The following is a 21372-nucleotide window of genomic DNA, read 5'->3' on the forward strand; positions in this document are numbered from 1 at the left end:
CGCTGCCCGCCCCGCTGGGCAAACAGCCTTAAAATCCGTTGAGTTTGCGGTCTCGCTGCCACTCTTCTGGGGTGTACGCCTTGATCGACAAGGCATGAATTCGGTTGTCCGCAATGTATTCCATCAGCGGTGCATACACCGTCTGTTGTTTCTTGACGCGGCTCATGGCGGCAAACAGTTCGCCGACCACGATCACCTGAAAGTGGCTACCATCACCGGTAACATGTGCTTCATCCAGTGCCAATGCTCGCATCAGCACGTCTTTAATCTCGTTATTTTCCATAGTATCCAGTTCTGCATCAAAAGGATCATAATCAGCCTGACATCTTAGTGGAATCAGACGTTTTCTTAAACTAAAGAAAAAGCCCCTGTGTAACAGGGGCTTTCTGAGGAGAAACCGTCTTTAGTCAGTCGAAAGTCGGGCTAACCAGCGGTATCGACAGGCATTATTGCTTGCAGGTTGTACAGCGTGATCAAGGTTTTCAGGCGATCGCTGGCACCAGAAATTTTTAATTCCACGCCGTGCTGACGCTGCTGTTCACGCAGATGTACCAGCAATGCCAGCCCGGAAGAGTCCACACGCTGCAATTGCGTAACGTCGAGCACGGTTTTATCCGCCAACAACGTTTCCCGCTGTTCCCACAGCGGCAACAGAGTTTCCCGATCCAGTTCACCGCGCAGGATCAGAGTCTGCTGCTGCGATTCAAAGCTGAGTGCCGTGGTCATCAGTTTTTCTGATCCAGCGTAATTGGACGCTGCGCCGCCGCCTGCAGTTGTTTGGTCAGGCCGTCAATCCCCTGGGTACGCAGGGTGGATGCCCACTCATTTTGCTTGGTGGTGATCATGCTGACGCCTTCGGCGATCATGTCATATGCCTGCCAGTAACCGGTCTTGCTGTTTTTGCGCCACTGGAAGTCCAGACGCACCGGCGGACGACCGCCCTGGTCAATGATGGTCACGCGGATGGCGACGATATCGGCATTATCCAACGGCTTTTCAGGTTCGATCTGGTAAGTCTGGCCGTGGTACATCGCCAACGCCTGACCGTAGGCCTGTTCCAGGTAAGCCTGGAATGCGGTGAAGTAAGCTTCACGCTGCGCCGGGGTCGCTTCTTTGTAATAACGGCCCAGCACCAGCGCACCGGCATATTTAACCTGTACAAACGGCATCAACTCCTGGTGCACCACGGTACGCAGGTAGTTGGGATCCTGCTTGATTTTTGGCTGCTCGGTCTTAAGACGGTTAAAGGTCTTCTGAGCCGCATCTTGCATCAGGCTGTAAGGATTGGTTTGATCCACCGCATTTGCCAGTGGCGCAACCACCAGCAGAGCAACCATAAGTAAACGTTTAAACATGCAGGTTTCCTCTTTTAATGAATAGGGGCGGCAGGTTGCGGCGCAGCACCGGCAGCAGGCGCATCGCCTGCCTTGTCCGTATCATTCTGGCCGCCGCTCTTATACAGGAACTGGCCGATCAGATCTTCCAGAACCATGGCTGATTTAGTGTCCTGAATAGTACCGCCATCTTTCAGGATGGTAGTCCCCATATCCGGATCTTCAAAACCGACGTTCAGTGCCAGATATTGCTCCCCCAGCAGGCCGGAGGTGCGGATCGCCAGCGAACTGGTATCCGGTATCTGATTGAATTTCTCCTGGATATCCAGGGCAACGCGCGGCGTATAAGTTTTAGGATCGAGCGAGATATTGGCCACTCGACCAATCACCACGCCGCCGATTTTCACCGGTGAACGTGCTTTCAGACCACCGATATTATCGAAGGTCGCGTAAATACGGTATGTCGGCTCGTTACCGATCGACTTAATGTTTGCCACTTGCAGGCACAAAAATACGACGGCGCACAGCGCAATCAGCATAAATGCCCCAACCCAGATTTCACTCTTCTTCGTTTGCATCGAATCAATTCCCAAACATCAGTGCTGTCAGCACGAAATCCAATCCCAACACCGCCAGTGACGAATGTACCACGGTACGGGTCGTTGCCCGGCTAATCCCTTCAGAGGTCGGTACTGCATCATACCCGTTGAAGATGGCAATCCAGGTCACGGTGATGGCAAATACCACGCTCTTGAGCAGGCAGTTGAGCAGGTCTTTTTTCCACTCTACCGCGCCCTGCATCGCCGACCAGAAGAAACCACCGTCAATGCCCTTCCAATCCACACCGACTATCGAACCGCCCCAGATACCAATGGCGACAAAGATCAGTGTCAACAACGGCATGCTGATCAAACCGGCCCAGAAGCGCGGCGCGACAATACGCCGCAGCGGGTCGACCGCCATCATTTCCAGGCTGGAGATTTGTTCGGTCGCTTTCATCAGGCCAATTTCGGCCGTCAGCGCGGAACCGGCACGACCGGCAAACAGCAGTGCCGTCACCACCGGGCCCAGTTCACGTAACAGCGACAGTGCCACCATCATGCCCAGGCTGGCTTCGGCACTGTAGGTGGTAAGCACCAAATAGCCCTGTAGCCCCAGTACCATGCCGATAAACAACCCGGAAACCATGATAATCAGCAGTGATTGCACGCCCACACTGTGCATTTGCTTAAGCAGCAATGGCCACTGTTTGCGCGGCTCGGGCCGCCCGACCAGCGCGCCCCACAGCATCAATCCGGCGCGCCCAAAGCTGGCGCTGGTGTTGATGCCACGGCGTCCTAACGACGCTAACGCCTGTAATAACATCAGCTTATTTACTCCCTAAACCTAACAACTCGGCCTGGTAATCGCCGGCCGGATAACGGAAAGGCACCGGCCCATCGGCAATACCATCCAGGAACTGGCGCACACGTGCATCAGGATTGTTCTGTAATTCTTGCGCCGTGCCTTCGGCAATCACCCGATGATCGGCAACAATGTACGCGTAGTCGGCGATGCTCAGCACCTCCGGCACATCGTGCGAAACCACAATACAGGTGATGCCCAGCGCATGATTGAGCTCATCGATCAACTTAACCAACACGCCCATGGTGATCGGATCCTGGCCGACGAAAGGCTCGTCGAACATGATCATCTCCGGGTCGAGCGCAATCGCCCGCGCCAGCGCCGCACGCCGCGCCATCCCGCCGGACAACTCATTGGGCATCAGCTCGGCCGCGCCACGCAGTCCGACTGCCTCCAGCTTCATCATTACCGTACTGCGCAAAATAGGCTCCGGTAAGCGGCTGTGCTCACGCAGCGGATAAGCCACGTTTTCAAACACCGTCAGATCGGTGAACAGCGCGCCAGACTGGAACAGCATGCTCATTTTCTTACGTGCTTCATACAGCTGATGGCGGGACAAGGCGGGGATGTCGTCGCCATCAAACCAGATCTCACCGCTGTCCGGTGTCAACTGGCCGCCAATCAGACGCAGCAGCGTTGTTTTACCAATACCGGACGGCCCCATGATCGCCGTCACCTTGCCACGGGGAACCGTCAGGTTGATGTCTTCGAATATTAGTCGATCGCCGCGAGAAAAAGTCATGTCGCGAACTTCGACCAGATTCTCTGCCTTCTGGTGCATGTTAATGGATCCTTTGCGGCTTATTTTTGCCAAATCTACCCGCGATGTTAAAGCAACGGGCGCAATGCGTCTCATCTTTACAAAAACTTACCGGCATTTCGTTACCAATGGTGCCATAGGTTTTACTTTTACGCGCCACCCGGTCAAAATTGGCACCATAACGAAAAAAAACGAAAGTGTTCATATATTAGCCGGGAAATCCCGTTGCTGCGGCTTTAGCCTGCGCAACGGAGGGCAAAGCAAGATAGCCGAATTACGGCTTTTAACCAACGAACCGGGATAATACCCAACAAAGGACCCTGCATGTTTCTCGCGATAGTTTTATTAATCGTTGGTTTATTTTTACTGGTGTATGGCGCAGACCGCTTAGTTTACGGTGCTGCGGTGATTTCTCGTTCACTGGGTGTGCCACCATTGATTATCGGCATAACCATCGTCGGCATCGGCACTTCGCTGCCGGAACTGTTTGTTTCGACCACGGCCGCGCTGAACGGGCAAATAGATATGGCGGTCGGAAACGTAATAGGTTCCAACATCACCAATATTCTATTGATCCTTGGTGTTGCCGCACTGATCCACCCGCTGGCTGCGCGTTCTGAAGTATTGAGGCGCGAACTGCCGCTGATGTTGGCGGTCACAGTATTGTGCGGTTTTGTGCTGATGGACGGCACGCTGAGCCGGCTGGATGGCGTGGTGCTGTTGGCCGCCGCCGCCGTCTTCATTCTGTTGATGTTGAAAATTGCCCGGCTGGCGCAGCGCGAAGGCAGCGACAGCCTGACCCTGGAACAAATGGCCGAGCTGCCGCAGGACAGCAGCAACACCGTGGCGGTGCTGTGGCTGGTGCTGGCGTTTATCATTCTGCCGCTGTCTTCCAAAATGGTGGTCGATAACGCCACGGTGATCGCGCACTTCTTCGGTATGAGTGAGCTGGTGGTCGGTCTGACCCTTATCGCTGTCGGCACCAGCCTGCCAGAACTGGCCACCTCCATCGCCGGAGCACTAAAGGGTGAGGATGATATGGCAATTGGCAATATCATCGGCTCCAACATTTTCAATACGGTGATAGTACTGGGTGTCCCCGCCCTATTGTCCCCGGGCAGCGTCGATGGCGCCGCCTTCCACCGCGATTACTGGGTGATGCTGGCGGTCAGCATTGTGCTCACCGCCCTGTGCGTTGGGCGTAAACATCGTATCGGTCATCTGGCAGGGGCTCTGTTATTATGTGGCTTTATTGCGTATCTTGCGGTGCTGTTTTTTAACCCTTTCAGTACTTTCGGCTAAACCGACGGGAATGAGCATGTCGAATATTCAGTTGCAACCAGGCTTTGATTTTCAGCAGGCAGGCAAAGAAGTGCTGCAGATTGAGCGTGACGGGCTGGCCCAGCTCGATCAATACATCAATGCAGACTTTACCCGCGCCTGCGAGTTGATCGCCGAATGCACCGGTAAAGTGGTGGTGATGGGCATGGGTAAATCCGGCCATATCGGCTGCAAGATTGCCGCCACCTTCGCCAGCACCGGCACGCCTTCGTTCTTTGTTCACCCTGCGGAAGCCAGCCACGGCGACCTAGGCATGGTGTCTGCGCAGGATATCGTGCTCGCCATCTCCAACTCCGGCGAGTCCAACGAAATCCAGGCGCTGATCCCGGTATTGAAGCGCCAGCAAATCCCGTTGATCTGCATGACCAACAACCCGGAAAGTTCGATGGGCAAAGCGGCGGATATTCATCTGTGCATCAAGGTGCCGCAAGAAGCCTGCCCGCTCGGCCTGGCACCAACCACCAGCACCACCGCCACCCTGGTGATGGGCGATGCGTTAGCCGTTGCCCTGTTGAAAGCCCGCGGCTTCACGCCGGAAGATTTTGCGTTGTCACACCCTGGCGGCGCTCTGGGCCGCCGACTGCTGCTGCGCGTGAGCGACATCATGCACAGCGGCGATGAAATTCCCCACGTCAGCGCCGATGCATCGCTGCGCGACGCGTTGCTGGAAATCACCCGCAAAAATCTGGGTATGACGGTCATCTGTGACGACCTGATGAAGATCGCCGGTATCTTTACCGATGGTGACCTGCGCCGGATTTTTGATATGGGCATCAATCTCAACGAGGCCAAAATTGTCGATGTTATGACGCTCGGTGGCGTGCGGGTGCGTCCGAACCTGCTGGCGGTCGACGCGCTGAACCTGATGCAGCAACGCCATATCACCTCGGTGCTGGTTGCCGATGGCGACCAGTTGCTGGGTGTGGTACATATGCATGACATGCTGCGCGCCGGCGTCGTTTAATTATGGAAGAGAACTCAATGAGTCTGGTTGAAACCTGCTACGGGCCAGTAGAACAAGAGGTCATGGCTCGCGCCGGTAAAATCCGCCTGCTGATTTGTGATGTCGATGGCGTGCTGTCAGACGGCCTGATTTTCATGGGCAACAATGGCGAAGAATTAAAAGCGTTTAACGTACGCGACGGTTACGGCATTCGCTGCCTGAAAACCTCGGGTATTGAAGTGGCCATTATTACCGGCCGCTCCGCCAAGCTCCTGGAAGACCGCGCGAATACCCTCGGCATTACCCACCTTTACCAGGGGCAATCCGATAAGCTTTTGGCCTTCCGCGAACTGTTGGATACACTGTCGCTAACGGCAGATCAGGTAGCCTATATTGGCGACGACCTGATCGACTGGCCGGTGATGGCTCAGGTTGGCTTGTCGGTCGCGGTGGCAGATGCACATCCTCTGCTGCTGCCACGCGCCCACTATATTACCCGCATTGCCGGCGGCCGCGGTGCGGTGCGCGAGCTGTGTGACATTATTCTTTTGGCTCAGAACAAGCTGGAGGACGCCAAAGGGCTGTCGATATGAGTAAAACCAAACTTTGGATCACCATCCTGCTGGCGGTGATCGCATTGGCGCTGATTGGCTGGAACATGACGGATGTCAATGATGATGCCACGCCGGGGCCGGTTAACAGCCAGGACCCGACTTATCAGAGCCAGCACACGGTCACCATAGTGTACAATCCGACCGGCAAGCTGAGCTATAAGCTGGTGGCGGAAGACGTGAAGTACTATGAAGCCGACGAATTAAGCTGGTTTACCCAGCCAGTGATGACGCTGTTTGATGAAAACGCGGTGGCCACCTGGTCAGTTCGCGCCGATCGCGCCAAACTGACTAAAGACCGGATGCTGTATCTTTACGGCCATGTCGAGGTGAACAGCCTGACCACCACCTCACAGCTGGAAAAAATTAAAACAGACAATGCTCAGGTGAACCTGGTGACCCAGGATGTGGCTTCGGATGACGAAGTGACACTCTATGGGACGAACTTCACCTCTAACGGCATGAAAATGCGTGGGAACCTGCGGGCCAAAACCGCTGAGCTGATTGATAAGGTTAAGACCAACTATGAAATTCAGAACCAACAAACAAAGCCGTAATCTATTGATCGGCAGCTTGATTTTGGCCGCCAGCGCCCCCGCCTGGGCGCTGAAGTCCGACTCCAGCCAACCGGTAAGCATCGACTCGCTGAAACAGTCTCTGGATATGCAGAGCAACGTCAGCACCTTTACCGATAACGTGGTGATCAAGCAAGGCACTATCGATATCAAGGCTGACAAGGTGGTGGTGACACGACCAGGCGGCGATCAGAACAAAACTTATATCGAAGCCTTTGGCAACCCGGTGACCTTCTATCAGATGCAAGACAACGGCAAGCCGGTGAAAGGCCACGCGCAGAAGGTTCGTTACGATGTGGCGTCGCAGTTGGTGACCCTGACCGGGAACGCCTATCTGGAACAGCTCGACAGCAACGTAAAAGGCGATCGCATCACCTATCTGGTGCAACAGCAGCAAATGCAGGCGTTTAGCGACAAAGGCAAACGCGTGACTACGGTTCTGGTACCGTCGCAGTTGCAAGACAAAAACGGGCAAAAGAAGAGTAACTAATCACTTATGGCTACACTCATCGCAGAAAACCTGGCGAAAGCCTACAAGGGCCGCAAAGTTGTTGAAGACGTCAGCCTGAAAGTGAAATCCGGCGAGATCGTCGGCCTGCTGGGGCCAAACGGCGCCGGCAAGACCACCACCTTCTACATGGTGGTGGGTATCGTTCAGCGAGATGCCGGACGTATCGTGATTGACGAAGAAGACATCAGCCTGCTGCCGCTGCACGCCCGTGCACGTCGTGGCATCGGTTATTTGCCGCAGGAAGCATCCATCTTCCGCCGCCTCAGCGTGTATGACAACCTGATGGCCGTGCTGGAGATCCGTGAAGATCTCAGCAGCGAGCAGCGAGCCGACCGTGCGGTAGAACTGATGGAAGAATTCCATATCACCCACCTGCGCGACAATCTGGGCCAGGCGCTGTCCGGTGGTGAACGCCGCCGCGTCGAGATCGCCCGTGCGCTGGCAGCTAACCCGAAATTCATCCTGCTGGATGAGCCGTTCGCCGGGGTTGACCCGATTTCCGTTATCGACATTAAAAAAATTATCGAGCACTTGCGTGACAGCGGCCTGGGCGTGCTGATCACCGACCATAACGTGCGCGAAACGCTGGACGTGTGTGAACGCGCCTATATCGTCAGCCAGGGCAAACTGATTGCTCACGGCACGCCGGATGCTATTCTGGCCGATGAGCAGGTGAAACGCGTTTATCTGGGCGAAGAATTCCGCCTCTGAGTGCCAGCGCGTCCTGATGGACGACTGTTAACGGAAGTAGACTGAAGAATATGAAGCAAGGTTTGCAACTCAGGTTTAGCCAACAACTGGCCATGACCCCCCAGCTCCAGCAGGCTATCCGCCTGCTGCAGTTGTCCACGCTTGAGCTCCAGCAGGAGATACAGCTGGCGTTAGAGAGCAACCCATTGCTTGAACAGAGCGACCTGCACGAAGAAGTCGACGCCAAAGAAACTGTCGAAACCGAAGGTTTGGATACCCGCGAGGCGTTGGAACAAAAGGACATGCCCGAAGAGCTGCCGCTCGACGCCACCTGGGACGAAATCTACACCGCCGGCACGCCGTCCGGTACCCGTACCGATTACAGTGACGATGAGCTCCCGGTTTATCAGGGCGAGACCACCCAGACCCTGCAGGATTACCTGATGTGGCAAGTGGATCTGACGCCGTTTTCCGATACCGATGCCGCCATTGCCACCTCAATCGTCGACGCCGTTGATGACACCGGCTATCTCACCGTGCCGCTGGAAGACATTCTGGAGAGCCTGGGTGACGAGAATGTGACAATGGACGAAGTCGAAGCGGTATTAAAGCGCGTACAGCGTTTTGATCCGGTTGGCGTCGCCGCGCGCGACCTGCGCGATTGTCTGCTGGTTCAGCTTTCCCAGTACGCTAAAGACACGCCCTATCTGGCTGAAGCACGGCTGATCATCAGCGAGCATCTGGACCTGCTGGCTAACCACGACTTTCGCAGCCTGATGCGAACAACGCGCTCAAAAGAAGATACACTGAAAGAAGCGATGTTGCTGATCCAGTCACTGGATCCGCGTCCGGGTCAGTCGATCAACACCGGCGAATCCGAGTATGTGATCCCGGACGTGCTGGTGCGCAAAGTGCAGGATGTCTGGACGGTCGAGCTCAACAGCGACAGCATTCCACGCTTGAAGATCAACCAGCAGTACGCGGCGATGGGCAATAGCGCGCGTAACGACAGTGACGGCCAGTACATCCGCAGCAATTTGCAGGAAGCGAAATGGCTGATCAAAAGTCTGGAAAGCCGAAACGACACTCTGCTGAAAGTTTCGCGCTGCATCGTCGAGCAGCAACAGGCGTTCTTTGAACAGGGTGCAGAATTTATGAAGCCCATGGTGCTGGCAGATATCGCCCAGGCCGTGGAGATGCATGAATCGACAATTTCACGCGTGACCACGCAGAAGTTTTTGCACAGTCCGCGCGGCATTTTCGAATTGAAATATTTCTTCTCCAGCCATGTGAATACCGACAGCGGGGGCGAGGCCTCCTCTACGGCGATCCGGGCAGTGGTCAAGAAAATGATCGCGGCGGAAAACCCCGCCAAACCGCTCAGCGACAGCAAGCTGGCCACCCTGCTCTCCGACCAGGGGATCATCGTGGCGCGGCGCACCGTCGCCAAGTACCGAGAGTCTTTGTCCATCCCGCCGTCCAACCAACGTAAACAGTTGGTTTGACCTCTATTGAGAAGGAAGACATTATGCAGCTCAACATTACCGGACACCACATCGAAATCACCGAACCTTTGCGCGAGTTCGTGAACACCAAGTTCGCCAAACTCGAACAGTATTTTGACCGCATAAATCAGGTGTATGTCGTACTTAGTGTGGAAAAAGTGCAGCAGATTGCGGAAGCGACGGTGCACGTGAATGGAGGCGAGTTGCACGCCACCTCGGAAGACGAGAACATGTATGCCGCAATTGATAACCTGATCGACAAACTGGCGCGTCAATTGAACAAACATAAAGACAAACTGAAACAACACTGACATTCTGGGCCGTTTCCGTCAGCGGGTACGGCTCAAACGTAGCCTCGGCCATCGGCGCGTTACCTGTATGGGTATCGCGCCGATAAGCCATCAAGGGTTAAACAAGGCGAAAAATCACCTCACAAGCCTCCTGCTTGCTGGTGTGGTTTTAAGTGAAGATGAGATGAACAACGAAACAATGCAATTAAGCTCGGTGTTAAACATCGAGTGCACCAGAAGCTCCGTCCATTGCACCAGCAAGAAACGGGCTTTGGAAATTATCAGCGAACTGGCCGCAAAACAGCTCAACCTGTCATCACAGGTGGTGTTTGACGCGGTTCTCACCCGCGAGCGCATGGGCAGTACCGGTATCGGCAATGGTATCGCTATTCCCCACGGCAAACTGGAAGAGGACACACTGCGGGCCGTTGGCGTGTTTATCCGTCTCGACCAACCTATCGCCTTTGACGCCATTGATAACCAGCCGGTCGATCTGCTGTTTGCCTTACTGGTACCGGCCGACCAATGTAAAACCCATTTGCATACTCTGTCGCTGGTCGCCAAGCGCCTGGCCGACAAGACCGTATGCCGCCGCCTGCGTGCGGCGCAAAGTGACGAAGAGCTTTACCAAATCATCACCGAGTAACGCCCGGCTGGCGTGACTTCCAGCTCGGATAACGATACTGTTTAGCCACGATGGATCCCGGTTCAGACTGGGATCCTAAAGTTTCTAACGGTGGCGATAAACGCCACTGAGATGCCAGGGGGAGTTGCCACATGGTGCTGATGATTGTCAGCGGCCGTTCCGGTTCAGGGAAATCCGTCGCCTTGCGGGCGCTGGAAGACATGGGTTTTTACTGCGTTGATAACCTGCCCGTGGTACTGCTGCCGCAGCTTGCCAATACGCTGGCGGAACGCAATAGCTCCGCGGCAGTAAGCATTGACGTACGTAACATGCCGGAATCGCCGGAAGTGTTTGAATATGCGATGACCCAACTGCCGGACAGCTTTTCGCCGCAGTTGCTGTTCCTCGATGCCGACCGTAATACGCTGATTCGACGCTACAGTGACACCCGCCGTCTGCATCCGCTCTCCAGCAAGAACCTGTCGCTGGAAAGTGCCATTGATGAAGAGAGCGACCTGCTTGAGCCACTGCGCTCCAGGGCTGACCTGATCATCGATACCTCGGAAATGTCAGTCCATGAGCTGGCCGAAATGCTGCGTACCCGCCTGTTGGGCAAACGCGAGCGCGAGCTGACCATGGTGTTCGAGTCCTTCGGCTTTAAGCACGGTATTCCAATCGATGCCGACTACGTGTTCGACGTACGCTTCCTGCCTAACCCGCACTGGGATCCGAAACTACGCCCGATGACCGGCCTGGATAAACCCGTCGCCTCGTTCCTCGATCGCCACACCGAAGTGCACAACTTTATCTACCAGACCCGCAGCTATCTCGAACAGTGGCTGCCGATGCTGGAAACCAACAACCGCAGCTACCTGACGGTCGCCATTGGTTGTACCGGCGGTAAGCACCGTTCAGTCTACGTGGCAGAACAGTTGGCCGACTACTTCCGCTCACGCGGCAAAAACGTGCAGTCACGCCACCGCACGCTGGAAAAACGCAAACAATGACGGTCAAACAAACGGTTGAAATCAAAAACAAGCTGGGCATGCACGCACGCCCGGCGATGAAGCTGTTTGAGCTGGTGCAGAGCTTTGATGCCGAGGTGATGCTACGCAATGACAGCGGCACCGAGGCCGAGGCCAGCAGCGTGATTGCGCTGCTGATGTTGGATTCCGCGCAGGGTCGTCATATCGAAGTGGAAGCCACCGGCCCGGATGAAGCGAAAGCACTGGCCGCCGTGATTGAGTTGATTAACTCCGGTTTTGACGAAGACTAACGTCCCCGCGACAAAGAAGTAAACCTCAGGAACGCGCCATCATGGCGCGTTTTATCTTTGCGAGACGCTCCTCAATTCCCTGCGCATATCAGATAAAGACTTGTTGCCTCGCTGCGAGCCAGACTCCAGGTCCTGCAACGACTCCCGCTCTCCCCTTTCCTGATAAAACAGCAACGATATAGTGACTTAGCGGCAAATAACCGCACCAATAAATTGGGCTATGACTTGCTGCAAGACAAGAAAATCAGAGTTTACAAATTGTGAACTCACCGCGCAACGGCTACAATGCTAACATGATGTGAAAGAGGGAGCGATGCACATAATCTCAAGGGAAGCATTCAACGAGGCTGCCAAACATTATCCCAACGAAGCCGCCTCTCTCGATACCATCTACAAAACGCTGCGCCGGGGGACCTTCAATACGCCGGAAGAGTTAAAAAACCTGTTCCCCAGCCTCGACCGAATGAAATACAAAGCAAAATGGTGGGTGATTGACGTCGGGGGTAACCATCTGAGGATCTTGTTCTTTGCCAGTTTTGATACCCAGAAAATATTTGTTAAGCAGATAGTTACCCATGCAGAATACGACAGATTGATGCAACAGTACCGGAGGAACCAAGAATGATCACTGATGCAATTAAGGCTACCCACGAGCTGTTGCGTGCCGTTCCCCTACTGGGCGGCAGTGCCTCACCACAGGCCTACCGTGATGCACTCGCGTTAGTGGAATACCTGCTTGAAACCGACGAGCACCACCCACTGATTGAAGTCCTGGCAGCAAAAATTGCCGAATATGAAGATACCAGCCCCGATTTCGCCGGATTTAATCAGCGCATTTCGCAGTTGCCGCAAGGAGTGGCCGCACTGAGCATTCTGATGGAACAATACAACCTTAGCCAAAGTGATTTCGAAAACGAGATTGGCAAAAAGTCGCTGGTGAGCCAAATCCTGAGCGGAAAGAGATCGCTGACCATTCCGCATATCATGGCGCTGGCCAAACGCTTCAACCTTCCTCCTGCCCTCTTTCTGCCTGAAGCCCGTTAGAGTGACACCGCAGGTCTAGATCCGGCTTAAACAGTCCAGCGCCACCGCCTTGAAGCTGTCGAAATTGTCGCTGCCCAACAGGCGGCTCATTGAGCGTTCACGCACAAAGGTGACAAACAGGTCATAGATTGCCATCGCCTCTTCGTAATCGCTCTTGCTGATTGCCAGCAGGAAAATCACGTGAGCAATTTCACCTTCACCCCAGACCACCCCCTGCGGCGCCAGCAGCGTCACCACTACGGTTTTCTTCGCCAGCAACCCCAGCGAGTGTGGCAAGGCGATCCCTTCGCCCAGCAGGGTAGAAACAATGGCCTCGCGCTCCACCACCGAAGGATAAAAATCATCGCCAACATAGCCTTCTTGCTCAAGCTGGCTGCATACCTGCTGGAATAATTCCGCCTGGGTCAGCGGTTCATTGACCAACATAAAATGCTCGGCGTCGAAGAACTTCTCCAGCATATAGGGCTTGGTGCGATCCACCAGCACCAGCTTGCCAAGCTGTTCGAGCTGGTATTCGGTCGGGAACGGCGACATCACCACCACCGGCTTGTTCTTTTCGCTGACCCGCGCATTGGAAATAACGAAGTCTTCGTCGATATGGTTGAGCACCTCGTAATCACGCAGTGAAACGATGCGCGTCATCACCAACTGTGGGTATTTGCGCGCGATCTGCGCCTGGATCATCCGCACCGTCGAGTTACCGGTATCGCACACCAGCATCACCTGCGGGTGTCGCTCATAGCCAATGTTGTAATGCCGCTCCAGCCCAACGCCAATGTGCAATACCAGGTAGCCAATCTCGTTTTCGCTCAGGGTGTAAGGCGTATATTTTCCCCAGCTGGAGACCGCAGCCAGCGTCACGTCATAGGCCATCGGATAGTGCTGTTTAATGTTTGCCAGCAACGGGTTGGGGATATTAATCTGGTATTTCACCCGGGTGATCATGGTCTTGATATGGGTCAGCAGATCGGCACGCAGCTGCTTGTCACCCTGCAGATTGTAGTTATAGTGCGCGTTGATATACGACAGAATGTAATCCACCAGCGCTTCTTCATCGTCGGCGTTGATCTCGGTCGGTTGCACCTCCTGCACCCGCCGCGCGGCAATGTTCACCCGCAGGTAGGCCTCTTCCGCTATCGATATCTCTTTGCCACTGGCTTTGCGCAGTTCCCCGGCCAGCCAGGTCGAAACCTTGCGCACCGCATCATCCCCGTCCTCAACGTCAAAGTCCGGCAGCGGATAACCATCGGTAATGCGTCGCAGCGCCACTGCACAATAGAAAATCAGATACTGCTCACCTTCGTCCGTCAGACGAATGGCATATTGCGACAGCAACGGATGCAGCAAACCGGCAAAGGTCGCCACCTGCGGCTGCAGCAGGATCTCATTGTTAAGCAATGGATTTTCAGCATCGGCCAGATGCAACTGGAATAACAGATCGGTCAGACAGGCGCGGATCGCCATCTCCGAACCGAACAGCTTCATGCCGTAACGCGGTTTGGTTTCAATGGTCAACTGGTAGTGCGCCAGGCGCTCCCTCACCTCAGCCATGTCGTTTTGCAGCGTACCGCGGCTGACAAACCATTCATCGGCTAAATCTTCAAGCTTCAGAGAAAAGGCTGAGGTCAGAAAACGAATCAGCAGATAGTGCACCCGTTCCTGCGCGCTGCGCGGCGTAGCGTGCTTTCTGCGCTCCTGATGTTGCAGGGCGCTAAACAGTGCGGCGTCATCAATCTGCAGGCGATAGCCTGCTCCGCGACTATGCACAAAGTGGGCGCCATATTTTTCCAGAATATCGTTCAGTGCCGTGATGTCGGCACGCACGGTACGGGTGGACACCGCGAAGCGCTTCGCCAGTTCATCCTGCGGCAAAGTCTCAGATTGCAAAGCATCAAACAGATAGGCCAAACGCGGGTAGGGAAATCGCACCATTCTCTTTCCGTTAATTAAGGTGCCCACCTGGGGAATCAGGCGGGCAACGGGTTACTTCGCCAGCGGTAAGAACACCATTTGCGAGGGGCTGCCCACCGGCGTATAGCCTTCGACAAAGCTGAGTTTGCCGCTGGCCTTATCCACGCTAAAGCGAGTGAGGTTATCGCTGCGTTGGTTCATTGCATACAGATAATGCCCATCCGGGCTTAACGTCAATGACCGAGGATAATCGCCACGCGTCCAGGTTTCCGCCACCGCATGCAACTCGCCATCGCTGCCGACGCTGAACTGCGCGATGCTGTTATGCAGTCGATTGGCGACATACAGATTTTTGCCGTCTGCGCTCAGAACCAGACCGGCAGCAAAGTTGGTCCCTTTATAATCGGCTGGCAGTGAAGAGACGACATGTCGCTGTTTCAGAGTCCCTTTTTGGCTGTCGAAACGGTAGCTGGTCAGCGTCGAAGCCTCTTCATTCACCAGCAGTACAGTTTTGCCGTCCGGATGGAAAACAAAGTGACGCGGGCCGGCACCAGCGGAAGACGCGGCGATCCACGGCGGATCGTTCGGCGTCAGTTGGCCGCTGGCATCGTCAAAGCGCCACTGGTAGATCCGATCCAGCCCCAGATCGGTGGAGAACACAAACTTGCCGCTCGGATCGCTGGTGATCATATGCGCATGCGGCCCATTGTGATCGCTGATGGCGAAGCTGCCTTCCACCGCGCCTTCCGGCTTGCCGGTACCTGCAGGCCCCTGCTGTTGCTGCACTGAGCTGGCGTTACCCAGCTTGCCGTCGCTCTCCAGCGGGAAGGCGGCCACGGTGCCGCTGACGTAGTTCGCTACCAGCAGATAACGGCCGTTAGGCGTCGGAGAAAGATATACCGGCCCCGCGCCTTGGGAATCGACCTGATTGAGCTGAGTCAGATTGCCATCGGATGGATTGATGCGGTAAGCGATGATGCCGCCGTGTTTAGTACCGTTAAAATCTGCCACTTCGCTGGCAACATACAACGTCTGGCCTTTGGCATCCACGGTGAGCTGTGCCGGGTTGGCCTGCTTGCTGACCAACGTTTTACCGCTCAACGCACCGCTGGCCGAGTCGACCTGCACCCGATAGACGCCTTCACCGTTAGGATTGTAGGTACCGATATAAGCAAAATGAGATGACGTAGATTTCATTGCATCCTCAGCATGCAGCACCGGGCTGGTCATCGCCAGTAGCGCCAGGGTTAACGCGGTGCGTAGGGTTGGAGACTGCCAGTTTCGCATAGTTATCCTTATGATAGATAGCGGCGCGGAGTGCCCGCGCCGGTGGATACAAAGCCTGTCGCCTCCCTGCCTTACGTCATCCGATCATGCGTTTATCCGACCAGTTTTTTGGTGATTGCCAGCAGGGTTTTAACGTCCTGCGGGCGAGTGTTGCCGGTAGCGGAGTCGATGATGGAGCTGTAGATATGTGGGATCACCCGTTTCACGCCCGCAGCCAGTGCTATTTCGACGATCGGCTCGAAGTTTTCCAGATCGATACCGCCGGTCGGCTCCAGCATAAAGTCATGTTCGGCGCAGGCCTGAGCCACATACTGGTATTCTTCTTTGCAGGCCAGCCCGCCCATTGGGAAGTACTTGATTGAGCTGCCGCCCATATCCTTTAACAGGGCAATGGCGGTTTCCACCGGCACAATGCCGTCCGGCGCAGAAGCGCTCAGTGGACCGGTAGAAATCTTCACCCAGCCAACGCGGCCGGTAGGCGATACCAGGCCATTGACCACGCTGTCATTTTGGCCCAGCAACGCGCGGCTGGCACCGACGCCGGTAAACACCTGGTTTACGTGCTGTGGCTGCACCTGCTGAGAAATCAGGCTGACCATCGCCGACTGTTTCGGATCGCCCGCACCCAATCCCACCGACAGCGCATTCTCAATCAGCCGCGCATAGCGCTGCATGTCTGCCACCGCACTGTCGACGTCCGGGTAGTTCTTGGACAGAACGCCCACCAGCACATGCCCTTCCGCCGCCGAATAAATGTCCTGCGCATTGTCTTTCGAGCCGGCCAAGACGTTGAGACACACGCGATCGCGATAGTAGTTAGGTTGCAGCTTCATGCTTGTTTCTCCGTGAACAGATTTTTAATACAGGTGAAGACAGTCATCAGCTGTTGCTGATCAACGCTGCGCACATCCACTTCAATCTTGCCTTCGTTCGCCTTATAGCCCCGGAAGTAGATAGCGATATCGCCGGTTTTCAGCGCCTGCACGATGTCGTAGGTAGAACGTCCGAGCACCGCTTCATCAAAAGTGATCTCTGCCCGCGCAATATCGCGGCCGGCACTGTCCCAGACGGTTTTGGCGCTGATGCCGGTCAGGGTGTTCAGGCTGTCGATAAACGGCGTCATTCTTTCCACCATTTGCTGACCGGTGGTTTTCTCCAACGTCAGATAGCTTTCGATCGCCTGCGTCAGGCCGAGGATGCCCTCTTTGCCGACCTTCATCGCCCGACCGATACCGCCGGATTGCAGCTTCACCCACTCGACGTATTGCTTCTTGCCGATCACCAGGCCGCTGGTTGGGCCTTCGATGGCTTTGGCACCGCTGTAAATCACCAGGTCGGCCCCCATCTGGTAGTAGCACAGCAAATCTTCTTCCGCCGCGGCGTCGACGATCAACGGCAGGTTATGTTTGCGCGCCACCACCACCGCCTGCTCAACGGAAAGAATGCTTTTCTGCACGCAGTGGTGCGATTTGATATAGAGGAGCGCGGCGGTCTGCGGCGTAATGCAGGCTTCGAGCTGCTCGGCGGAACACTCGTTGGCGTAGCCCGCTTCGACGACCTTGCCGCCACCCAAAGCGACCATGGTGTCGACCGGCGCGCCGAAGTTGACGTTATGGCCACGCGGCAACACGATTTCACGCGGAACGGTAGTTGATGCGGAGTGCAGGTTCACCAATAGATTGGCGTTATCTTTAACGATCATCGCCGCCACCGACTGAGCGATACCCGCCGAAGCACAGGAAACAATCACCGCAGCCTCGACATTCAACAGATTGGCGATATAGGCACCGGTCTTGTCGACCAGATCCTTGATTTCAAAATAGTGATTCAGGCCGTAGTCAACGGCGTCAATAACGTCCTGGCGTGGCGTGGACACACCGAGCATGGTCATGCGGCCGGAAGTATTAATCACCTGTTTTAAATTATATTTTTCATAAATCGAAGACATGAGCGGCTTTCCCTTCATCGGTTAATAGGATTTCCCCGGCCACCACCGCGGCCAGCGGAACCAGCAACTGTTGCCCGGTTGCCGATTGCCCTTCTGAATCGGCAAAGACCTGCGGCCCCTGGCGGAGATCAAACAGGGTGAAATCGGCGTCGCAACCCACTTCGAGCCGGCCCTTATTGACCAGGCGTAGCGCCGACGCGGCATTCTCAGTCACGCAGGCAATCACCTGCGGCAGCGACAGCCCGACGCTAAAGAATTTGGACATCACCGTCGCCAGGCTGTGTACCGGCCCGGCCATGCGGTTACGGCAGTAAATATCGGAACTGATGGTATGCGGCAAAATGCCCAGCGCTATCGCCTGCCGGGCGACCTCGAAGCTGAAGCTGGCACTGCCGTGACCAACGTCGAGCAATACACCGCGCTGCAGCGCACGCTGAATAGACTCACGCAGCGTGCCCGCCGGGGTCAGGATGCGGTTTGGTTTGCCGTTGTAGCAGTGGGTGATAATGTCGCCGCGAGTCAGCAGATCAGCGATCTCATCAAGATCCGGTGGGTTATTGCCGATATGCACCATCAGCGGCAATTGGTTATTTTCCTGTTGGATCTCTTTGGCCAGCACCAGCGGCCGGGTGCCATTCTGGCCGACCACGCTGCTGCTCATGCGCGCCTTGATGCCAATGATAAAGCCCGGGTGTTCACTTATTGCCTGGCCGACTTTCTGCTTGTCGATATCGGTCAGGTCTGCCAGTTCGTTCTGTCGCAGCAGACCGATGCGTGAAATATTCAGGAAGGCAAAAACGTTGGTTTTGGCACGGCGCGTCAGTGCATAAAACGTGTCTACATCGTCAGTGCCAGTGCTACCGGCGTCGACCACCGTGGTGACGCCACAGGCGGTGCCGACCAAATCCGGTTCGTCATGGTAAATCGGCGAAGAGGGGTAACAATGCACGTGGGAGTCGATCCAGCCAGCACTCAGGTGGTGATTGCCCGCCAGATCCCATTGCCGATGCGCGCGAACGTCTTCAGCCAGTTGCCCGACCGCGGCAATCTTGCCGTCCTGAACCGCCAAATCGACCAGTCGGTCATCCGCCAGTCTGGCGCGTCTGATTACTAAGTCATACATACTGCATTACTCCTTTTCAAGCAGGGGAGCGGCATCCCGCTCCCCAACAATCACAGTCGCATTTAAGCGATGGCCACCGGGAAAATGGCCCCTAACAGCATCGCCCCGAGGATCGCCCCGCCGGTGATTGGCTTATTCCAGATATAGAACAGCAGTGCGCCGAGCAGTGAACCAATACCAATCGGAATCGAGGCGGTCATCGCCGACAGGATGATCAACGGCCCCAGGAAACGACCGGAGGAGTTACCTGCGCCCATCATCACGTCCGCCCCGTAGGTGGAGTTGCTCTGATTGATGGTAAATTTACGCGCCAGAATGATCAGGTAGCCAATCGCCAGACCAATCACCAGGCCGGTGATCAACGAAGCGGCAAAGTTGGCGACCGGGAAGATAATGCCTGCCCCGAGCAACAGTGCCGGCACTCCCAGCCCTACACCGGTCTGGATCGCCCCACCAATGTCCAGGATCCCCACCAGCGAGCCTTCAATGATGCGTGCAAACAGGAAGCTGGCACCGAAGGCCGCCACCGCGCCATAAACGCCGGTATCCATTCCGGCCCGCAGCATGGAAACGAAGGCCACTTCGTTAAAGGCGCCGATACCGTACAGGTAGTACATGTGCGTCCCGGCGAACACGCCGGACGAGAGCAGGCCAACAAAAATCGGGAATGACCAGTCGGCATACCAGAAGCCTTTTTGAGTTTGTTCTTCCATCATCCAGCTCCTTATTTACCGCTCAGGGTATTGTGAATGGCATCCAGCCAGCCCGGCACGCCGAGGCTGAAGGACTCGAGGACTTTCATGTCGAAGCCGCGGAAGAAACCGCTCAGCACGAACAACAGTACGATCACCGCCATCATGATCTTGGTGATTTTGTTCCAGCCGCTCTCTTCCACACCTTTACCGATCAGGATACCCAGCACCAGACCCGGTACGGCGTTGCCCATGATCAATTGCGCCAGACCGCCGAAGATGGTGCCCCAGAAACCGGAGCGACGCCCGGCGTCGATAGCCGCCAACCAGAAGATCACCGGCATCACGGTGTTCACCAGCAGGTTAGCTGCCGGCACCAGCACTTTAATCGCCGTCACCTGCAACGCAGCAGGCACTGCAGAAGCGGTGGTATTGAGGAAAGCCACCACCAGCATGCCGATAATGCCGCAGGCAATAGCCATTTTTTTCGGGTCGTGCAGCGTTTGCGCCAGGTTGCGGTTTTTGACCATCAACGCTGCCGCCCCCCAGTGTGGGATGATGCGGTGGTCAACGTCCTGCGTGAAGGCACCCGCCGCCACGGAAGACGCCCAGGCGTTGAAGAAGAAGCCCAGACCGAATGAAAAGTGGGAAGCCGGATCGCCCTCGCAGGAGTTCAGCTCGCCCAAGGTACGGAAAGCGCCCATGCCCTGGGTGGTTGGGGCGTGGAACATGCGTGCGGCGCCGGCCCCTACGCCAACCCCCACCAGTCCGCCGATAATAAGCGACTTAAATAAGATGATTAAAAACATCAGTATACCCTTTGATTTATGCTAACGTTTTTATTTCGTGACGAAGACAACTTTTTCTGTATTGATGATTGTCACGTTCACGGTTATTTCCAGAGAGACGGAATAGTTCTTTCTTTCGCGCGGCAGAAAGAAGAATAAAAACTTTTCTTTTGTTATTTTTTCTTCCGCTCTTAATACGCTGACATCCTGCGGTTCAATACGCAGCAGAATATTACTGGTGGATTTTAATACCGCGCCCTGCACGTTGGCCAAGGCGGAAGCAAAAGCTTTCGCTTTGCTGTCGCCCTTACCCTCCACCTTTACCGACGTTGTATATTGTTCTTTCATTACGGATTGCCGTGTTTTTTAACGTAGGCCTCAACCAGCCTTTGCCCCAGCTCTTCTTTATCCATAAAACCGAAACCCAACACGGTGCAACCTTCGTTAATTGCCGTCACGCCTTCATCAATCGAGCGCATGCCGTATTTGGCTTTGTAGCCGTATTTGGTCTGAGCGGTAATGGCCCCTGCACCGCCGCTGCCGCAGAAAGAAATACCCAGCTGTGCGCCTTCCGCTTTCATCACGTCGCCCAGCTTCATATCCGCCGCCACACCAGGGATCACAATGGCTTTTCCGCCTGCATTTTCAATGCCCTGACCCACTTTTTGACCTTTACCCAAACGATCGCCAATCACTACGGTAATCTGACCCATG

The 21372-nt window shown here is 55.3% G+C and carries 29 protein-coding genes; 14 read left to right on the top strand and 15 right to left on the bottom strand.

The window, feature by feature from the left end; translation table 11 throughout:
* Positions 1 to 28: 28 nt before the first annotated feature.
* The 6 genes from ibaG to mlaF form a co-directional block, all read right to left on the bottom strand.
* Entirely contained in the window at positions 29 to 283 is a 255-nt protein-coding gene (ibaG, locus tag E5C26_RS21875; RefSeq protein ID WP_012147051.1) for a BolA family iron metabolism protein IbaG, read from the bottom strand.
* A gap of 140 nt (positions 284 to 423) precedes the next feature.
* Positions 424 to 726 carry a lipid asymmetry maintenance protein MlaB gene (gene mlaB, locus E5C26_RS21880; protein ID WP_135318167.1) on the bottom strand — a complete coding sequence of 101 codons (303 nt, stop codon included), beginning with the start codon at positions 724 to 726 and terminating at the stop codon, positions 424 to 426.
* Positions 726 to 1355, bottom strand: a complete 630-nt coding sequence (gene mlaC, locus E5C26_RS21885) for a phospholipid-binding protein MlaC (RefSeq protein WP_135318168.1) — start codon at positions 1353 to 1355, stop codon at positions 726 to 728. The genes mlaB and mlaC overlap by 1 nt, the downstream gene beginning before the upstream one ends.
* A gap of 14 nt (positions 1356 to 1369) precedes the next feature.
* Positions 1370 to 1912, bottom strand: a complete 543-nt coding sequence (gene mlaD, locus E5C26_RS21890; RefSeq protein ID WP_135318169.1) for an outer membrane lipid asymmetry maintenance protein MlaD — start codon at positions 1910 to 1912, stop codon at positions 1370 to 1372.
* 4 nt (positions 1913 to 1916) lie between these two features.
* On the bottom strand, positions 1917 to 2699 hold the full coding sequence (mlaE, locus tag E5C26_RS21895; RefSeq protein WP_012147055.1) for a lipid asymmetry maintenance ABC transporter permease subunit MlaE: 783 nt from the start codon (positions 2697 to 2699) through the stop codon (positions 1917 to 1919).
* Positions 2700 to 2703: 4 nt separating this feature from the next.
* The gene (gene mlaF, locus E5C26_RS21900; RefSeq protein ID WP_135318170.1) at positions 2704 to 3519 is read right to left on the bottom strand and encodes a phospholipid ABC transporter ATP-binding protein MlaF; all 816 of its coding nucleotides are present in this window, start codon (positions 3517 to 3519) and stop codon (positions 2704 to 2706) included.
* A gap of 4 nt (positions 3520 to 3523) precedes the next feature.
* Here mlaF and E5C26_RS24670 point away from each other — a divergent pair, with 4 nt between their 5' ends.
* The 14 genes from E5C26_RS24670 (at position 3524) to E5C26_RS21970 (ending at position 12909) form a co-directional block, all read left to right on the top strand.
* Positions 3524 to 3802: a hypothetical protein gene (locus E5C26_RS24670; protein ID WP_167796690.1), complete on the top strand. Its 279-nt coding sequence runs from the start codon at positions 3524 to 3526 to the stop codon at positions 3800 to 3802.
* A 20-nt stretch (positions 3803 to 3822) separates the two neighbouring features.
* Entirely contained in the window at positions 3823 to 4800 is a 978-nt protein-coding gene (locus E5C26_RS21910; RefSeq protein WP_135318171.1) for a calcium/sodium antiporter, read from the top strand.
* A gap of 16 nt (positions 4801 to 4816) precedes the next feature.
* On the top strand, positions 4817 to 5803 hold the full coding sequence (gene kdsD, locus E5C26_RS21915) for an arabinose-5-phosphate isomerase KdsD (protein ID WP_135318172.1): 987 nt from the start codon (positions 4817 to 4819) through the stop codon (positions 5801 to 5803).
* A 17-nt stretch (positions 5804 to 5820) separates the two neighbouring features.
* Positions 5821 to 6375 (top strand): 3-deoxy-manno-octulosonate-8-phosphatase KdsC, encoded by a 555-nt coding sequence (gene kdsC, locus E5C26_RS21920; protein WP_135318173.1) that lies wholly within the window; start codon positions 5821 to 5823, stop codon positions 6373 to 6375.
* Positions 6372 to 6950: an LPS export ABC transporter periplasmic protein LptC gene (gene lptC / locus E5C26_RS21925; RefSeq protein ID WP_135318174.1), complete on the top strand. Its 579-nt coding sequence runs from the start codon at positions 6372 to 6374 to the stop codon at positions 6948 to 6950. The genes kdsC and lptC overlap by 4 nt, the downstream gene beginning before the upstream one ends.
* On the top strand, positions 6919 to 7458 hold the full coding sequence (gene lptA, locus E5C26_RS21930) for a lipopolysaccharide ABC transporter substrate-binding protein LptA (RefSeq protein ID WP_135318175.1): 540 nt from the start codon (positions 6919 to 6921) through the stop codon (positions 7456 to 7458). Before lptC ends, lptA begins: the two co-directional genes overlap by 32 nt.
* A gap of 6 nt (positions 7459 to 7464) precedes the next feature.
* Positions 7465 to 8190, top strand: coding sequence for an LPS export ABC transporter ATP-binding protein (gene lptB / locus E5C26_RS21935; protein WP_135318176.1), 726 nt, complete (start codon positions 7465 to 7467; stop codon positions 8188 to 8190).
* Positions 8191 to 8240: 50 nt separating this feature from the next.
* Positions 8241 to 9674, top strand: a complete 1434-nt coding sequence (gene rpoN, locus E5C26_RS21940; protein ID WP_017894146.1) for an RNA polymerase factor sigma-54 — start codon at positions 8241 to 8243, stop codon at positions 9672 to 9674.
* A 23-nt stretch (positions 9675 to 9697) separates the two neighbouring features.
* The gene (hpf, locus tag E5C26_RS21945) at positions 9698 to 9985 is read left to right on the top strand and encodes a ribosome hibernation promoting factor (RefSeq protein WP_135318177.1); all 288 of its coding nucleotides are present in this window, start codon (positions 9698 to 9700) and stop codon (positions 9983 to 9985) included.
* A 163-nt stretch (positions 9986 to 10148) separates the two neighbouring features.
* Positions 10149 to 10610: a PTS IIA-like nitrogen regulatory protein PtsN gene (ptsN, locus tag E5C26_RS21950; RefSeq protein ID WP_012147064.1), complete on the top strand. Its 462-nt coding sequence runs from the start codon at positions 10149 to 10151 to the stop codon at positions 10608 to 10610.
* A gap of 131 nt (positions 10611 to 10741) precedes the next feature.
* On the top strand, positions 10742 to 11596 hold the full coding sequence (rapZ, locus tag E5C26_RS21955) for an RNase adapter RapZ (RefSeq protein ID WP_012147065.1): 855 nt from the start codon (positions 10742 to 10744) through the stop codon (positions 11594 to 11596).
* Positions 11593 to 11865: a PTS phosphocarrier protein NPr gene (gene npr / locus E5C26_RS21960; RefSeq protein WP_012147066.1), complete on the top strand. Its 273-nt coding sequence runs from the start codon at positions 11593 to 11595 to the stop codon at positions 11863 to 11865. The genes rapZ and npr overlap by 4 nt, the downstream gene beginning before the upstream one ends.
* Positions 11866 to 12178: 313 nt before the next feature.
* Complete coding sequence (locus E5C26_RS21965; protein ID WP_135318178.1) at positions 12179 to 12490, top strand: type II toxin-antitoxin system HigB family toxin; 312 nt, start codon at positions 12179 to 12181, stop codon at positions 12488 to 12490.
* On the top strand, positions 12487 to 12909 hold the full coding sequence (locus E5C26_RS21970; RefSeq protein ID WP_135318179.1) for a helix-turn-helix domain-containing protein: 423 nt from the start codon (positions 12487 to 12489) through the stop codon (positions 12907 to 12909). The genes E5C26_RS21965 and E5C26_RS21970 overlap by 4 nt, the downstream gene beginning before the upstream one ends.
* Positions 12910 to 12924: 15 nt before the next feature.
* Here E5C26_RS21970 and E5C26_RS21975 read toward each other — a convergent pair whose 3' ends face one another.
* The 9 genes from E5C26_RS21975 to E5C26_RS22015 all read right to left on the bottom strand — a co-directional run bounded on the left by E5C26_RS21975 (position 12925) and on the right by E5C26_RS22015 (position 21371).
* Entirely contained in the window at positions 12925 to 14841 is a 1917-nt protein-coding gene (locus tag E5C26_RS21975; protein ID WP_135318180.1) for a BglG family transcription antiterminator, read from the bottom strand.
* 51 nt (positions 14842 to 14892) lie between these two features.
* A complete protein-coding gene (locus tag E5C26_RS21980) occupies positions 14893 to 16107 on the bottom strand; it encodes a lactonase family protein (RefSeq protein ID WP_135318181.1) in 1215 nt (404 codons plus the stop codon).
* A 92-nt stretch (positions 16108 to 16199) separates the two neighbouring features.
* Entirely contained in the window at positions 16200 to 16940 is a 741-nt protein-coding gene (dagF, locus tag E5C26_RS21985; RefSeq protein ID WP_135318182.1) for a 2-dehydro-3-deoxy-phosphogluconate aldolase, read from the bottom strand.
* Positions 16937 to 18055: a DgaE family pyridoxal phosphate-dependent ammonia lyase gene (locus tag E5C26_RS21990; RefSeq protein ID WP_135318183.1), complete on the bottom strand. Its 1119-nt coding sequence runs from the start codon at positions 18053 to 18055 to the stop codon at positions 16937 to 16939. The genes dagF and E5C26_RS21990 overlap by 4 nt, the downstream gene beginning before the upstream one ends.
* Positions 18039 to 19178 (bottom strand): amidohydrolase/deacetylase family metallohydrolase, encoded by a 1140-nt coding sequence (locus tag E5C26_RS21995; RefSeq protein WP_135318184.1) that lies wholly within the window; start codon positions 19176 to 19178, stop codon positions 18039 to 18041. The genes E5C26_RS21990 and E5C26_RS21995 overlap by 17 nt, the downstream gene beginning before the upstream one ends.
* A gap of 62 nt (positions 19179 to 19240) precedes the next feature.
* Positions 19241 to 19891: a DUF4310 family protein gene (locus tag E5C26_RS22000; protein ID WP_037416299.1), complete on the bottom strand. Its 651-nt coding sequence runs from the start codon at positions 19889 to 19891 to the stop codon at positions 19241 to 19243.
* Positions 19892 to 19902: 11 nt separating this feature from the next.
* On the bottom strand, positions 19903 to 20679 hold the full coding sequence (locus E5C26_RS22005; RefSeq protein ID WP_012147073.1) for a DUF4311 domain-containing protein: 777 nt from the start codon (positions 20677 to 20679) through the stop codon (positions 19903 to 19905).
* Positions 20680 to 20709: 30 nt separating this feature from the next.
* Entirely contained in the window at positions 20710 to 21006 is a 297-nt protein-coding gene (locus E5C26_RS22010; RefSeq protein ID WP_061807823.1) for a DUF4312 family protein, read from the bottom strand.
* A complete protein-coding gene (locus E5C26_RS22015; RefSeq protein WP_012147075.1) occupies positions 21006 to 21371 on the bottom strand; it encodes a glycine-rich SFCGS family protein in 366 nt (121 codons plus the stop codon). The genes E5C26_RS22010 and E5C26_RS22015 overlap by 1 nt, the downstream gene beginning before the upstream one ends.
* Position 21372: the final 1 nt, after the last annotated feature.

Source organism: Serratia proteamaculans, assembly GCF_004684015.1.
Lineage (GTDB): Bacteria > Pseudomonadota > Gammaproteobacteria > Enterobacterales > Enterobacteriaceae > Serratia > Serratia proteamaculans_F.